This is a genomic window from Streptomyces netropsis (assembly GCF_014203545.1).
Taxonomy (GTDB): Bacteria; Actinomycetota; Actinomycetes; order Streptomycetales; family Streptomycetaceae; genus Streptomyces; species Streptomyces netropsis.
In genome coordinates this window covers 195949-211196 of sequence record NZ_JACHJG010000004.1, presented here as the reverse complement: position 1 = coordinate 211196, position 15248 = coordinate 195949, and the positions used below count along the sequence as shown (strand labels likewise).

Annotated in this window: 13 protein-coding genes and 1 riboswitch; of the genes, 10 read left to right on the top strand and 3 right to left on the bottom strand. The window is 72.0% G+C overall.

The annotated features are described in order from the left end of the window. Positions 1-104: 104 nt before the first annotated feature. Entirely contained in the window at positions 105-2462 is a 2358-nt protein-coding gene (locus FHS38_RS12055; protein ID WP_229822394.1) for a chitinase C-terminal domain-containing protein, read from the bottom strand. A 409-nt stretch (positions 2463-2871) separates the two neighbouring features. Then, a riboswitch (FMN riboswitch) is annotated at positions 2872-3002 on the top strand. Positions 3003-3186: 184 nt separating this feature from the next. Here FHS38_RS12055 and ribD point away from each other — a divergent pair. The 10 genes from ribD to FHS38_RS12005 all read left to right on the top strand — a co-directional run bounded on the left by ribD (position 3187) and on the right by FHS38_RS12005 (position 11915). Beyond that, a complete protein-coding gene (gene ribD / locus FHS38_RS12050; protein WP_184733765.1) occupies positions 3187-4287 on the top strand; it encodes a bifunctional diaminohydroxyphosphoribosylaminopyrimidine deaminase/5-amino-6-(5-phosphoribosylamino)uracil reductase RibD in 1101 nt (366 codons plus the stop codon). Between the two features lies 1 nt (position 4288). Next, positions 4289-4906: a riboflavin synthase gene (locus FHS38_RS12045; protein WP_184733528.1), complete on the top strand. Its 618-nt coding sequence runs from the start codon at positions 4289-4291 to the stop codon at positions 4904-4906. Next, positions 4903-5556 carry a nicotinamide mononucleotide transporter family protein gene (locus FHS38_RS12040; protein WP_184733527.1) on the top strand — a complete coding sequence of 218 codons (654 nt, stop codon included), beginning with the start codon at positions 4903-4905 and terminating at the stop codon, positions 5554-5556. Before FHS38_RS12045 ends, FHS38_RS12040 begins: the two co-directional genes overlap by 4 nt. Next, the gene (locus FHS38_RS12035; RefSeq protein WP_184733526.1) at positions 5553-6833 is read left to right on the top strand and encodes a bifunctional 3,4-dihydroxy-2-butanone-4-phosphate synthase/GTP cyclohydrolase II; all 1281 of its coding nucleotides are present in this window, start codon (positions 5553-5555) and stop codon (positions 6831-6833) included. The genes FHS38_RS12040 and FHS38_RS12035 overlap by 4 nt, the downstream gene beginning before the upstream one ends. A gap of 120 nt (positions 6834-6953) precedes the next feature. Further along, complete coding sequence (gene ribH / locus FHS38_RS12030; protein ID WP_184733525.1) at positions 6954-7439, top strand: 6,7-dimethyl-8-ribityllumazine synthase; 486 nt, start codon at positions 6954-6956, stop codon at positions 7437-7439. Between the two features lie 33 nt (positions 7440-7472). Next, positions 7473-7745, top strand: coding sequence for a phosphoribosyl-ATP diphosphatase (locus FHS38_RS12025; protein ID WP_087929011.1), 273 nt, complete (start codon positions 7473-7475; stop codon positions 7743-7745). A gap of 103 nt (positions 7746-7848) precedes the next feature. Further along, the gene (hisG, locus tag FHS38_RS12020; protein ID WP_184733524.1) at positions 7849-8697 is read left to right on the top strand and encodes an ATP phosphoribosyltransferase; all 849 of its coding nucleotides are present in this window, start codon (positions 7849-7851) and stop codon (positions 8695-8697) included. A gap of 61 nt (positions 8698-8758) precedes the next feature. After that, on the top strand, positions 8759-9223 hold the full coding sequence (locus FHS38_RS12015; protein WP_229822392.1) for a PH domain-containing protein: 465 nt from the start codon (positions 8759-8761) through the stop codon (positions 9221-9223). A 197-nt stretch (positions 9224-9420) separates the two neighbouring features. Then, positions 9421-10767, top strand: a complete 1347-nt coding sequence (locus tag FHS38_RS12010; RefSeq protein ID WP_184733523.1) for a hemolysin family protein — start codon at positions 9421-9423, stop codon at positions 10765-10767. Then, positions 10764-11915 carry a hemolysin family protein gene (locus FHS38_RS12005; protein WP_184733522.1) on the top strand — a complete coding sequence of 384 codons (1152 nt, stop codon included), beginning with the start codon at positions 10764-10766 and terminating at the stop codon, positions 11913-11915. Before FHS38_RS12010 ends, FHS38_RS12005 begins: the two co-directional genes overlap by 4 nt. Before the next feature lie 166 nt (positions 11916-12081). Here FHS38_RS12005 and FHS38_RS12000 read toward each other — a convergent pair whose 3' ends face one another. Both FHS38_RS12000 and FHS38_RS11995 read right to left on the bottom strand, forming a co-directional pair. Next, positions 12082-13971: an AAA family ATPase gene (locus tag FHS38_RS12000; protein WP_184733763.1), complete on the bottom strand. Its 1890-nt coding sequence runs from the start codon at positions 13969-13971 to the stop codon at positions 12082-12084. 521 nt (positions 13972-14492) lie between these two features. After that, positions 14493-15125: a uridine kinase family protein gene (locus FHS38_RS11995; protein ID WP_229822391.1), complete on the bottom strand. Its 633-nt coding sequence runs from the start codon at positions 15123-15125 to the stop codon at positions 14493-14495. Positions 15126-15248: the final 123 nt, after the last annotated feature.

Here is a 15248-nt window from a genome sequence, read left to right as displayed (position 1 = left end):
GCGCCGGTCGACCCCGCGTGCGCGTCGTCGGCGTCCGAGGGCCGGCCCCGGGGATCGGGCGGGAGGACGCCCCGGGGCCGGCCGGTGGGGGACGGGTGGATGCCTCAGCAGCTGCCGAGGTCCTGCCACACCCCCCATTCGCCGGTGGTGCCGGGCTCTTCGCCCCGCGTCCACCATTTGGCCTTCCAGGAGTGGGCCTTCCAGGAGACGGTGGCACCTCCGTTGTAGGCGTTCGCGCTGTTCCAGGACGGTGCCGCGCAGGCCCCGCCGGTCGGGGTGGCGGTGGGCGTCGGGGTGGGGGTGCCGGTCGGGGTCGGGGTGGGGCCGCCCGGGTCGACGACGGTCGTGCCCCGCGCCAGGTCACCGGCGAGGGCGTAGGTCTTCCCGCCGAAGCTCACGGTCCAGTTCGAGGGGGTGGCGGCCGGCAGGTAGTAGACGAAGTCGAGCTCCGCCGAGGCCCCCGGCGCGAGCGGCTGCCGGTCCGGCAGCTTCACCGAGACCCGGTTGTAGTCGCCCTTGAGGCCGCCGATGTTGTTCGGGGCGGTGTGGTCGCTGCGGATCACCTTCAGGCCCCAGCCCGACTGGTCCTTGGCGTTGCCCGGTGCGGAGCTGCCGTAGTCGAACTGGAACTCCGAGCCGCCGGGGACGGTGGCATTGGTGTTGTTGGTGATACGGATCTTCGGGTTGACCGGGTAGTTGGAGTCGCCGAGCGGGAAGTTCGTGAGGCTCACGTCCAGATCGAGCGCCTCGGTCGGCAGCTGGGTGGTGGCACGCCGGCCGCCGTAGCCGGGGGCGGACTTGAAGGCGTCGTACAGCGTGGTGGTGAGGGTGTCGCCCGCCTCGTACTGCCCCTTGCCGGCGTTCCAGCCGTAGTCGCCCGCGAGCTCCCAGATCATCGTGCCGCCGAGCCCCTTGTCGATCACGTACTGGGCCTTGGCCTTGACCGACTGCTCGTCCTCGGTGGAGAGGAAGACCTTCTTCTCGGCGTTCCAGAGCCAGGGGGCGGTCAGCGTGGAGTCGTACCGGCGGGTGTAGCTGCCGGTGAGCTTGGTGCCGGCCGGGAATCCGTATGTCCCGGCGTAGTCGCCGACGACGCCCTTCTCCAGGTTCTTCGCGTGCCACATCGGGTTCGAACCGGCCGGGGACTCCTTGCCGTCGTCGTCCTTGTCGTGCCAGAGGTTGTCGATGCCGACCGCGCCGTCACCACAGCTGGTCAGGCCGGATCCGGCGGGACAGGAAGTGGTCTTCGCGGTGCCCCACAGGCCGTTCGTACCGCCGGTGACGTTCTTCCAGCCGCGGGTGTAATAGGGCAGGCCGAGATTGACCCGCCCCGCGGGCAGGGCCCCGCGAAAGTAGTGGTACGCCCAGTCGCCGTTCAGATAACCGGTGCCGCCGTACTGTGCCGTGGAGTAGACGCCCCACTTGGCGAGTTCCGCGTCCTTCCCGTCGTCGTACAGCGCGGCGTTCGGCCCGACGAATTCGTTCCAGGCGCCGTGCAGGTCGTACGACATCACGTTGACGTAGTCCAGGTACTTCGTCGTCTGGTATGTCTCCATGCCGCGCAGCAGATACGCGGACGACGGTGCGGCGACGGACAGCAGATAGTGCTTCCCGTCCGCCGCGCCGGCCCGGTCGAGCTTTTCCCGGAGCGTCTTCATCAGCGCCGCGTAGCCCTTGTTGAGACCGCCCCGCCGGGCGTTGGCGAGCGCCCAGTCCTTGGGGTTCCCGGCGTCCTTCATGGATGTCGGGTATTCGTAGTCGATGTCGAGGCCGTTGAATCCGTATTTCTTGACGAACGCGACGGCGGAGTCCGCGAAGGTGTCGATCCCGGCCTGGTTGACCGAGCCGTCGGCGTTCGTCGCGGTCCGGTAGAAGCCGCCGGCGTCGACGCGCTTCCCGTTCTCGTCGATATAGCCGCCGGTTTCCGCCCAGCCGCCCACGGAAATGAGCGTCCGGACGTTCGGGTGCTGTTTCTTGAACTTGTTCAGCAGATTGAAGTGGCCCTGGTAGGGGAGGGCCGGGTCCATTTCGGCGCCCGCCACCCCCGGCCAGGTCATCCCGGTGGCCGGGTTGCCGGCGCCGTCGGCGCCGACGGAGATCTTGTTGCCGCCGTCGACGTGCGCGAAGGCGTAGTTGATGTGGGTGACCTTGTCCCACGGGATGTCGGAGGCGAGATAGGCGGGGGTGCCGTCCTTGCCGGTGCGCCAGCCGGTGAAGTAGCCGATGACGCGGCGCTGGTGGTCGGCGCCCATCTTCTCGCGGCCGGCGGCGTCGTAGACCGAGCAGTACGGGACGTTCACGCCGGGGGTGGCGTAGAGCCCGTCGGGGCGGCAGGCGGACTGGTCCTCGGCGTGCGAGGCGGTCGCCGTGAGGGTGCCCAGCAGCAGTCCGGTGACCGCGGCGCCGGCCGCGGCGAGGGTGACCCGGGTCCGGGTGCGAGGGGGTCTCTTGCGGAACAACACGATCGGTTTCCTCCAGTGGGGGGCTCGGCTGAGCGGTGCGTGGGGGGTGCGACGTGCTGTGGCCCTTGGTCTGCGCAGACCGGCGGGCCGTCTCCTCGGAGGTGTGGCAGAGGTTAAGAGGACTAGACCAGTGCGTCAATAGGTCTGAACCAAGTCCTGAACGGCGGGTAAGCAAGTGGAATCCGGGCCGCCGGTCGGGGGCCGCCGTCGGGCGTGCCCCAGGGCCGGTCGGGCGGCCGTCCAGCTCCGCTCCAGTTCCCGTCCAGTGGTGGTCCAGCTCCGAGGTGCCGTGTCAAATCCCCGTGGACATCGCGGCGCCCGGCGGCGTACGCTCGGAGTCGTCGGAGCTGCGGAGTGATCAAACCCGCAGGTCAGGCGCCATGTACCATAAGGTCGAAAGTTATTTACGCAGCGCACTCCGGGGTCGGTGAAAGTCCGAACCGGCGGTTACAGTCCGCGACCCGTCCGCAGCCAGCGGCCGGTTGACCAGGTGAAATTCCTGGACCGACGGTTAAAGTCCGGATGGGAGGCAGTGCGCGGCGGGCACGCATCGGCACACCGTCGCAGGTGGTCCGTCCCCTCGTGGACGACGGCCCCACCCTGACCTTCGGTGTATTTCCCCGTTGCGGCGTACCCGCTCTTCGTCGTCCCGTACGACAGCCCCGGAGTCCGTGCCCGAAGAGGCAGGAGGACCCCGGTGGGCACCGTGACCGAAGCCGAAGCGATGCGACGCGCCATCGCGCTCGCCGCCCGCGGCCTTGGCTCCACCAGCCCCAACCCCGTCGTCGGCTGCGTCGTCCTCGACGCCCGGGGCCGCACGCTCGGCGAGGGCTGGCACCGCCGCGCCGGCGGTCCGCACGCCGAGGTCGAGGCCCTGCGCGACGCCGCGGAATCCGGGCACGACGTCCGCGGTGCCACCGCCGTCGTCACCCTCGAACCCTGCAATCACACCGGCCGCACGGGCCCCTGCGCCCAGGCGCTCATCGACGCGGGCATCGGGCGCGTCGTCTACGCGGTCGCCGACCCGAACCCCACCGCCACCGGCGGTGCCGCGACCCTCGCGGCCGCCGGCGTCGACACCGCGGGCGGCCTCCTCGCCGACGAGGCCGCGGCCGGCAACACCGCCTGGCTCACCGCGGTCCTGCGCCGCCGCCCCTTCGTGCTGTGGAAGTACGCCGCCACCCTCGACGGCCGCAGCGCCGCCGCCGACGGCACCAGCCGCTGGATCACCTCCGCCGAGTCCCGCGCCGACGTCCACCGGCTGCGTGCCGAGGCCGACGCCGTCGTGGTCGGCTCCGGCACCCTGCGCGCCGACGACCCGCACCTCGCGGTGCGCGGCGTCGACGGCGCGAGCCAGCCGCTGCGCGTCGTCGTGGACACCCACGCCACGATCCGGCCCACGGCCCGGGTCCTGGACGCGGCGGCACCCACGCTCGTGGCCGTCGCCGAGGACGCCGACACCCGCCACCTGGCGGGTGCCCTGACCGTACGTCTGCCGCGGGCCGAGGCCGGCCTCGACATCCCCGCCCTGCTCGCCGAGCTGTACGCCCGCGAGGTGCGCTCGGTCCTGCTGGAGGGCGGCGCGACCCTCGCCGGCGCGTTCCTCGCGGCCGGGGTCGTCGACCGGGTCGTCGGCTATCTCGCCCCCGCCCTCCTCGGCGCCGGACCGGCCGTCCTCGGTGACGCCGGAATCGGCACGATCGCGCGGGCGTTGCGCCTCGACGTCACCGACGTCGCCCGGCTCGGCCCCGATCTGCGGATCACCGCCACCCCGCTCGTCCCCCCTCTTGTCTCCGTCCCCGCCACCACCCCCGAAGGGAACTGACGTGTTCACCGGAATCGTCGAAGAACTGGGTGAGGTCGTCGCCGTCGAGAACCTCGGCGACTCGTCCCGGTTCACGCTGCGCGGACCCCTCGTCACCGAGGACGCCAAACACGGCGACTCGATCGCCGTCAACGGCGTCTGCCTCACCGTCGTGGACACCGCCGACGGCGCGTTCACGGCCGACGTCATGGCGGAGACCCTGAAGCGCTCCAGCCTCGGCGCCCTCGGCGCCGGCTCCCGCGTCAACCTCGAACGCCCCATGGCGCTCGGCGGCCGCCTCGGCGGTCACCTCGTCCAGGGCCACGTCGACGGCACCGGCACCATCGTCGAGCGGCAGCCCGGCGAGCACTGGGAGATCGTGAAGATCGCCCTGCCCGCCGAACTCAGCCGCTACGTCGTGGACAAGGGCTCCATCACCGTCGACGGCATCAGCCTGACCGTCGTCCAGGCGGGGGCCGACTTCTTCACTGTCAGCCTCATCCCCACCACGCTCGAGCTGACCACCCTCGGCGCCAAGGGCGTCGGCGAGCCGGTCAACCTCGAAGTGGACGTCCTCGCCAAGTACGTCGAGCGCCTCCTCGGCGGCTCGGACCGCACCCCCGGGGAGCCGGTCGCATGAGCGCCTTCGACTGGCTCAACGGCCAGGCGTTCGAGGTCCTCGGCCAGCGCGTCATCTGGTCCGACATGATCGGCAACACCGTCGGACTCGTCGCCCTCGCCCTCGGCTGGCGGCGCTCCATATGGACCTGGCCCGCCCAGTTCCTCTCCGGCGTCATCCTCGTCGCCGCCTACGCCTCCGCGCAGCTCAGCGGCGGCGTGGGCAAGCAGCTGCTCGTCATCGGCGTCGCCGTATGGGGCTGGCGGCAGTGGCACCGCGGCCGCCAGCGCGCCCAGGACGGGTCCATCGCGATCCGCTTCGCCACCTGGCGCGAGCGCGCCCTGCTGCTCGCCGGCACCGCCGTCGGCACCCTCGCCGTCGGCGGCCTCTTCACCGCCGTGCCCGAACTGTCCTGGAACCCCTGGCCGGACGCGTACATCTTCGTCGGCACCCTCGCCGCGATGATCGCCCAGGCCCGCGGGCTCGTGGAGTTCTGGTTCGCGTGGCTGCTCGTCGACATCGTCGGCGTCCCGCTCGCCTTCGACAGCGGCCTCGCCTTCTCCGGCCTCGTCTACGTCGTCTACCTCGCCCTCGTCCTGTGGGGCATGCGCGATTGGTGGCTGCGCTCGCGCACGAGCGTCAAGCCCGCACTGGAAGGAGTGGCAGCATGACCGTCCTGGAGAGCTGGTTCACGGCCGAGGACCTCACCCTCGACCCCGTCGAGCGCGCCATCGCCGACATCGCGGCCGGCCGCCCCGTCGTCGTCGTGGACGACGAGAACCGCGAGAACGAGGGCGACCTCGTCGTCGCCGCCGAGAAGGTCACCACCGAGACCGTCGCCTTCATGATGTCCGAGTGCCGAGGCCTGATCTGCGTCCCCCTGGAGCAGCCCGACATCGACCGGCTCGACCTGCCGCAGATGGTCCGGGACAACACCGAGTCGATGCGCACGGCCTTCACCGTCTCCGTCGACGCCACCCGCGACCACGGCGTCAGCACCGGCATCTCCGCCGCCGACCGCGCCACCACCATCCGCCTGCTGGCCGACGCCGGCACCACCCCCGGCGACTTCGTCCGCCCCGGCCACGTCTTCCCGCTGCGCGCCAAGCCCGGCGGGGTCCTCGTCCGCGACGGCCACACCGAGGCCGGGGTCGACCTCGCCCGCCTCGCCGGGCTGCGCCCCGCCGCCGCCATCGTGGAGATCGCGGGCGAGGACGGCGCCATGCTGCGGCTGCCCGAGCTGATCCCCTTCGCCCGCAAGCACGGACTGTCGATCATCTCCATCGAGGACCTGATCGCCTACCGCAGGTCCGCCGAGCCCACCGTCCGGCGCGAGGCCGAGACCCGGCTGCCCACCGCCTTCGGCGACTTCCGCGCCTTCGGCTACCGCTCCACCGTCGACGGCGTCGAGCACGTCGCCCTGGTCTCCGGCGACATCGGCGACGGCGAGGACGTCCTGGTCCGGGTCCACTCCGAGTGCCTGACCGGCGACGTCTTCGGCTCGCTGCGCTGCGACTGCGGCCCCCAGCTTCAGGCCTCCCTGGAGCGGATCACCGCCGAGGGACGCGGCGTGGTCCTCTACCTCCGCGGCCACGAGGGACGCGGCATCGGGCTGATGTCCAAGCTGCGCGCCTACGAGCTCCAGGAGGGCGGCCGTGACACCCTCGACGCCAACCTCGAACTCGGCCTCCCGGCCGACGCCCGTGACTACGCCGCCGGCGCGCAGATCCTCACCGACCTCGGGGTGCGTTCGCTGCGGCTGATGACCAACAACCCCGACAAGACCGCGGCCCTGGTCCGGCACGGCCTGAAGGTCACCGGACGGGAGCCGATGCCCGTCCAGGCGGGCGAGCACAACCTGCGCTACCTGCGCACCAAGCGGGACCGGATGGGCCACGACCTGCCCTGGCTGGACGCCGACGAGGTGTCCCCCTGCGCCAACCAGTGATCCGCCGTGCGTCTCCCGTTACGCAGAAAGCCCCGTGACGTACGGTCCGACAACCCCCGTAACCCCCAAGACCCCCACAGCCGACAGCCCCATGGCACGAGCAGGAAACCGAGGACAGACGTGAGCGGCAAGGGCGCCCCCGAGCTGAGTGTGAAGAACTGCCAGGACCTGCGGGTCGCCGTGATCGCGGCGCAGTGGCACGAGAAGGTGATGGACGGCCTCGTCGACGGCGCCCTGCGCGCGCTGCACGACCTGGGCATCGACGAGCCGACCCTGCTGCGCGTCCCCGGCAGCTGGGAGCTGCCGGTCGTCGCCAAGGCCCTCGCCGGCCGCGGCTACGACGCGGTCGTCGCCCTCGGCGTCGTCATCCGTGGCGGCACCCCGCACTTCGAGTACGTGTGCCAGGGAGTGACCCAGGGCCTCGCCCAGGTCTCCGTCGACACCGGCGTCCCCGTCGGCTTCGGCGTCCTGACCTGCGACACCGAGCAGCAGGCCCTGGACCGGGCCGGCATCGAGGGCTCGACCGAGGACAAGGGCCACGAGGCGGTCACCGCGGCCGTCGCCACGGCGGTGATCCTCCGTTCGGTCTCCGAGCCCTGGCACTGACACCGGGAGCGGACCCCGTAGGGTAGGAGCACCATGTCCAAGAAGACGTTCGAGGAGCTGTTCACCGAGCTCCAGCAGAAGGCCGCCTCCGGCGACCCCGCCACCTCCCGCACCGCCGAACTCGTCGACAAGGGCGTCCATGCCATCGGCAAGAAGGTCGTCGAGGAGGCCGCCGAGGTGTGGATGGCCGCCGAGTACGAGGGCGCCGACGCCACGGCCGAGGAGATCTCCCAGCTCTTGTACCACGTTCAGGTGATGATGGTCGCCCGGGGCATCTCGCTCGACGACGTCTACGCCCATCTGTAGACGCCCACTCGTCGGCGAATCCCCGCGGTTGCCCGCATCCCCCGCATTTCCCTGTTGTTCCCCGTAATTCCCGCAATCCCCACGCACAAAGGAAACCGACCTCATGCTGCGCATCGCCGTTCCCAACAAGGGTTCTCTCTCCGAGCCTGCGTCGGCGATGCTCCATGAGGCCGGCTACCGCCAGCGCAAGGACCGCAGGGAACTGGTCCTGGTGGACGCGGCCAACGACGTCGAGTTCTTCTTCCTGCGCCCCCGCGACATCGCCGTCTACGTGGGCTCCGGCAAGCTCGACATCGGCATCACCGGCCGCGACCTGCTGCTGGACTCGGGCTCGCAGGCCGAGGAGATCATGCAGCTCGGCTTCGCCGGGTCGACGTTCCGCTACGCCACCCGGCCGGGCACGGCCAAGGACGTCAGCGAGTTCGGCGGGATGACCGTCGCCACCTCCTTCTCCGGCCTGGTCACCAAGCACCTCGCCGACAACGGCGTGTCCGCCTCCGTCGTGCACCTCGACGGCGCGGTCGAGACCGCCATCCAGCTCGGCGTCGCCGAGATCATCGCCGATGTCGTCGAGACCGGCACCACCCTGCGCAACGCCGGGCTGGAGATCATCGGCGAGCCGATCCTGGAGTCCGAGGCCGTCGTCATCCGGCGGGCCGGCGCCCCCGCCGACGACCCCAAGGTGCAGCAGTTCCTCCGCCGCATGCAGGGCGTCCTCGTCGCCCGCCGCTACGTGATGATGGACTACGACATCCGGGTCGAGCACGTGGAGCGCGCCGTCGCCCTCACCCCCGGCCTGGAGTCGCCCACTGTCTCCCCGCTGCACCACGAGGGCTGGGTCGCGGTCCGCTCGATGGTCCCGGCCACCGACGCCCAGCGCATCATGGACGAGCTGTACGAACTGGGTGCCCGCGCCATCCTCACCACGGGCATCCACGCCTGCCGCCTCTGATCCGCGCACGGGCCGGCGCCGACCGGAGCCGGCCCGGCCCGACCGCGAAAGAACGTACGCCGTGCCTTCCCCCGTACCCCCGACCGGCCTGCCGGACCTGCCGGTCACCTTCCGCCCGACCCGCACCCGGATCGTGCTGCTCAGCATCGGCGTCGCCCTGCTGGCCGTGCTCACGGTGATGTCGCTGGCGCTCCCGTCCCTGAGCACGGAGGACCGGGCCTCCTTCATCGGCACCGGGCTGCTGGTCTTCGGCGTCCTCACCCTGCTCAGCCGGCCCAAGGTGGTCGCCACGCGCGACGGTGTGACGGTCGTGAACCTGACGACGAAGCGCCGACTGGCCTGGGCGGAGATCGTCCGGGTCAATCTGCGCGCCGGTGACGCCTGGGTCCACCTCGACCTCTCCGACGGCACCAGCCTGCCGGCCATGGGCATCCAGCCCGGCGTCTCCAAGGCGCAGGCGGTCGCCGACGCCCGCGCCCTGCGGGCGCTCGCCGAAACATTCGGAACCGGTACCTCCGCGACCTGAGGGTGGTTGCCCGCCCTCGCCGGGGACTCCTTGATTACTCTGGTGCCACGGGCACGACGTGCCCCGCCCCGCACCGAAGCGGCCGCGCTCCCCGCGCGGCACGCGCGGGAGCACCTGCGAACCAAGGAGTGAATCCCTCCGGCAATGGACGGATCGTCCTGTAGTACCTGCGCCGCCCCCCACCGCGAGGCGGCGTCATGAGTATCACCGTGTCATTGCTGCTGCTCGCGGCGGCACTGCTCCTCATCCTCGCGAACGGCTTCTTCGTCGCCGCCGAGTTCGGTCTGGTGACCGTCGAGAAGCCGGCGGCCGAACGGGCCGCGGCCGACGGCGACCGCCGGGCCCGCTCCGTGGTCGCGGCCCTGCGGGAGCTGTCCTTCCAGCTCTCGGGCACCCAACTGGGCATCACCATCACCTCCTTGGTGGTCGGCATGCTCGCGGAGCCCGCCCTCGGCCATCTGCTCACCGGCCCGCTCGGTGCGGCGGGCCTGCCGCACGGCGCGGCCCCGGGCGTCGCCGTCGTGATCGGCATGCTGGTGGCCTCCGCCGTGCAGATGGTCATCGGCGAGCTGGTGCCCAAGAACTGGGCGGTCTCCAGGCCACTACAGGTCGCACGCTTCGTCGTCGTCCCGCAGAGCGCCTTCGCCCACTTCTTCCGGCCCGTGATCACTCTTCTCAACACCGTCGCCAACCGGCTCGTGCGGGCCATGGGCGTGGAGCCCGCCGAAGAGCTGGCCTCCGCCCGCACCCCCGGCGAACTCGTCTCGCTCGCCCGGCACTCGGCCCGGGCCGGCACCCTGGAGCAGGACACCGCCGACCTGTTCGTACGGACCCTCTCCCTCGGCGACCTGACCGCGCAGCACGTCATGACGCCCCGGGTGAAGGTCAGCGCCCTCCAGTCCTCGGCGACCGCCGAGGACGTCCTCAACCTCACCCGCGCCACCGGCCTCTCCCGCTTCCCGGTCTACCGCGAGCGCCTGGACGAGGTCGTCGGCATGGTCCACCTCAAGGACGCCCTCGCGGTGCCCGGCCACGACCGGCTGCGCACCCCGGTCGGGCGGATCGCGGTGGCCCCCATGCTGGTCCCCGGGACGCTGCCCGTGCAGCCGCTGCTGGAGCAGCTGCGCAGCGAACAGCCGATAGCCGTCGTCGTCGACGAATACGGCGGCACGGCCGGGGTGGTGACCCTGGAGGACATCGTCGAGGAACTGGTCGGCGAGGTCCGTGACGAGCACGACCACGCGGACGCCCACCTTCCGGAACTGGCCCCCCTCCCCTGCGAGGACGGCCGGTCCGCGTGGGACGCCGACGGCGGCTGCCGGGTCGACACCCTGCGCCGCATCGGCCTGGAGGCGCCCGACGGCCCGTACGAGACCGTCGCCGGACTCGTCGCCGACCTGCTGGGCCGCATCCCCGCCCCCGGTGACACCGCGGAGCTGCCCGGCTGGCGGCTCTCGGTGCGCCAGGTCGGGCACCACCGCGCCGAGCGGGTACGGATCCTCCGTACCGAAGCGGTGCCCGCTCTGCGGGGGGAGTCGCGATGAGCGTGCTGCAACTCCTCTTCGCCCTCCTGCTGGTGCTGGCCAACGGCTTCTTCGTCGGTGCCGAGTTCGCGCTCGTCTCCGTACGCCGCAGCCAGATCGAACCCCGTGCCGCCGAGGGCTCCGCCCGGGCCCGTACGGTCCTGACCGGGCTCGAGAACCTGCCGCAGATGATGGCCGCGGCCCAGTTCGGCATCACCGTCTGCTCGCTGACGCTCGGCGCGGTCGCCGAACCGACCGTCGCGAAGCTGCTGGAGCCCCTCTTCCACGCCGTGGGGCTGCCCGAGGGGCTGATCCACCCGCTGGGCTACGTCATCGCCCTGGCCCTGGTGGTCTTCCTGCACCTGGTGATCGGCGAGATGGTGCCGAAGAACCTGGCCATGTCCGCCCCCGACCGGGCGGCCCTGTGGCTGGGACCGGGGCTCGTGACCTTCGCCCGGCTCTGCCGTCCGGTCACCGCCCTCCTCGGCGCGTGCGCGCACGGGGTGCTCCGGCTCTTCCGCGTCGAGCCCAAGGACGAGGTGGAAGCGGTCTTCACCAGCGAGCAGCTCACCCACCTGGTCGAGGACTCCCGCCAGGCCGGGCTCCTCGAACCGGCCGAGCAGGAGCGCCTGGAGGACGCCCTGGGGCTGGGCAGCCGCCCGGTCACCGACGTCCTCCTGGACCCGGCCACCCTGGTCACCGTCGCCCCGACGGTCACCCCCCGGCAGATCGAGGAGCTGACCGTACGGACCGGCTACTCCCGCTTCCCGGTCCGCGCGCCCGGCGGCGCCTTCATGGGCTATCTGCACGTGAAGGACGTCCTGGACCTGGAGGACCGGGAGCGGGCCGTGCCCCAGCACGTCTGGCGGCGCGTCGAGACCCTGCGGGCCGAACTGCCCCTGGACGACGCGCTCACCGTGATGCGCCGGGCCGCCTCCCACCTGGCGGCCGTCACCGACGCCTCCGGGCGGGTGCTGGGCGTGGTCGCGCTGGAGGACGTGCTGGAGATGCTGGTCGGCGAGGTCCGTGACCCCGCGCACCGGACGGCGTCCCCGCGCCCGGACGGGGCCACGCCCGGCACCCGGCTGAACCGCCCCCGCGCGGCGGCCGCCGTCCCGGTGGAGGCCCCGGCCCCCGTGCCGACGGAACGGGACGCGATGGCAGGGTGAGACTCGCCCTCAAGCGTTGGACGGGCTGGTTGCGGCCGAGCCCGTCCAGCGCTTGAGGACACGGCGCGGCAGCGCGTCCGGCGTGTGAGGACGCGTCCGTAGGGCGCCCGCCGCCGGCGTACGGCCCGCGGCCGAAGATCTGCCGGACACGGCCGAGCGCTCAGCGTCACGGCGGCGGGTCCTGCGGGTCGCGGGTCATCGGCCCGCGGCCCGACAGGACCTCGCCGTACGCCTGCATCAGGTCCGGCAACCGCAACGTGGCGAGGTCGTCGCGGGTCGGCGTGCCCGCGTAGCCCGACAGCCGCAGATCGCGGTACGCGCAGCTCTTCTCGTACAGGGTGCGCAGGAAGCGGCCGTTGCCCAGCTCGTCGATCCAGCCCTGGGCGACCACGTGGCCGCTGATGCTGCGCAGCTCCTCCAGGGCCTCCTCGTCCCACTTGTCGCCGTTCTCACCGGCCAGCACCTCGCCGATGCTGGTCAGCTCCAACGGGCGGTAGCTGGGGAAGTCCACCCGGGTGGTGAAGCGGGAACCGAGCCCCGGATTGGCGGCCAGCAGCCGGTCCATGCCCTCCGGATAGCCCGCCAGGATCACCACCAGCCGGTCGCGGTTGTCCTCCGCGCGCTTGAGCAGCACTTGCAGCGCCTCGTCGCCGTACGCGTCGCCCTTGCTGTAGCCCGAATTGGACAGGCTGTACGCCTCGTCGACGAACAGCACCCCGCCGAGCGCCGAGTCGATCAGCTCGTTGGCCTTGACCGCGGTCTGGCCGAGGAACTCACCGACCAGGTCGGCGCGCTGCGCCTCGACCAGATGGTCGCCGCCCAGCAGCCCGAGGGCGTAGAACACCCGGCCGAGAATCCGGGCGACCGTGGTCTTGCCGGTGCCCGAGGGGCCGGAGAAGACGAAATGACGCTTGGGAGGCTGCACGGGCAGCCCCTGACCGGCGCGCAACCGCGCCATGTGCAGCTGCGCGGAGAGCGCCCGCACCTGCCGCTTGACCGGCTCCAGACCCACCATCCGCTCCAGCTCGGCCAGCGCCTTCGCCAGCAGGACGGGGTCGGAGCGGCCGGGCAGCGGCTGGGCGGTGGGCTGGGCCGGAATGCGGATCTTCTCGCGCACGCCGTCGGCGTCGACCGGCGCGGTGCCGGTGGGCTCCGGGTCCGTGCCGGTCAGGACGTCGCGCCCGTCGAGGGTGTCCGGGGCGGCCAGCAGATCGGGGTCGCCGGGAGGATCGACGGGGTCCTGGCCCGAGCCGCCCAGCGGCACCGGGGAGAGGTCGGTGTGGTCGTCCAGACCGTTCCCGTCCGCGATGGCGGTGAGCCGCGCCGAGGTGTCCATGAAGGAGGGGTCCACCCGGTGCACGGCCCGGTAGAGGGGGAGGGCCGCGGCGCTGCGCCCCGTGCCCTCGTGGGCGCGGGCCAGCCAGTAACGCAGCTCCTTGCGCTGCGGCTGCTCGCTGCGGCAGCGCATCAGCGCGGCGGACAGCAGCGGCTCCGCCTGCCCGAACATCTCCAGCCGGACCCGGGCCATGCCGCCGAACAGCCCCGCCTCGATGCCCAGCAGCGGGTCGCCGAGCAGCGGCTCGGTGTGCCGTACGAGCTGCTCCCAGTCCTTGACCAGATAGGCGCGGCAGGCGTGCAGGAAGCGCACCTGCGGGTCCGCCTCGACCGGCGGACAGCCGGCCAGCGCCCGGTCCAGCTCCGGCACATGACGGCCGTCGAGCCAGTGCGAGGCGTGCGCGAGCAGCAGATCACGGCCGCTCTCCAGCACGGGCTGGACCCACCAGCCGAGCCAGTACCAGGAGTTGAGGGTGCGCCGGTGGCGGGCGCGCTGCTCGCCGAACCGGTCCCGGTGGCGGTACATGCGCAGCAGCGCGGTGGTGGTGTCGGCGCGCAGCGCGTGCAGGCCGAGCCAGGCGTCGGCCATCCCCGGGTCGACGTGGACCGCGGCCCTGAACTCCTCCTCGGCCTGCGCGTAGGCGCCCATGGTGTAGGCGTCGACGGCGCGCAGCCAGGCGAGATCGGCCGGGGCGGGTGGGCCCTGCATGCCGAAATCCATCACGTCCCCCACAAACCGTTCCCCCGTAGCGTGCTGCCGGGCGAGTACCTGGCGCGCCTTTCCGAACCGCTGTGCTGTGGACGGGAGTTGACCAGTGTGCCAGTGCACCCGCCGAGAGGTGCACCGAGTCGCATCGTACCTGCGCAGGCGGCATCGGCCGAAGGGTGGCGCACTGCCGATCGCGGCGTGATCGCGGCGTGAAAGCGATCCCGCGGTGAAGGGCCGACAGGGGCCGGGGCCGGGAAGCCGTCCGGAATGCGGTCACTCAGGGTGACGTCTGGCGGGCGAGCGATGGCGCAAAAGCGTCCAAATCGCAAGAGTGGAGGTGGTACGAAGCCCCCGATCACGGGGGAACAACCGGGGGCCTCGCGTCCGCAGGCGGCCTGCGTGGGCCGCACATTGAGAACGTAAGTCCTGTACGCCCCCTCGGTCAAGCGAAGTTGAGGCACTCGGCGGGGATCGGCCGGGGGTGTCGGGCAACCCGACCGTCCATGGTCACGGACGGTGACGATTGAGGGAGCTCAAGGGGATCCATGGGGCCCCGGCAGCACCTCGTACCCCTCCTGGCGCTGGTGCACCAGGAGTTCCGCATACGGGCGCGTGGGGTCGGCCGCGAAATGTTCGCGCTCCGCTCGCTTCCAGCCGTCCCAGAATGTGGACATGCTTGGGCCGTCGCGAAGTTGACCCCGTTCCCAGGAGCTCACATCCGTCAACTCCATCCACATCAGGCACGCCAGATACGGCCTCAGCGCCCGGCGTCCCGCCCCGACCCCCTCGACGATCACGACCGGCGCCGCGGCCAGCTCGCGCTCGCCCGCGAACTGCCGCGCGACCCAGTCGTAGGTGCGATAGCGGGCGGTCTCCCCGTGGGAAAGGGGGGTCAGGATCCATTCGTCCAGTCGGTCGGACCAGTCGAAGAGCTCCTCGTGGGTGGCGAGGTCGTCCAGATGCAGCACGGGGGCGCCGCCCAGCGCCGCCGCGAGCCGGCCGCTGAAGGTGGTCTTCCCCGACCCGGCGTGCCCGTCCACGGCGACGAGCCGCACCGGTCCGACGGACGGGGGCAGCGCCCGGAGCCGACGGGCCAGGGCGTCGAGCGCGGGGTCGGCAGGGGTGGCGGGGGCGACCGGATCGCGCGGGCGCAGGGGATCGTTCACCGGACCACCCTAGGGCGGCTCGGGGCATCGGGTCGCGGGAGCGGCTCGCGGACGGCGGAACCGGCTCGCGGTGTTGGGGACGCGCCCCACGGGGAATCACTGGCCCATGTCGCCGAAGCCCAG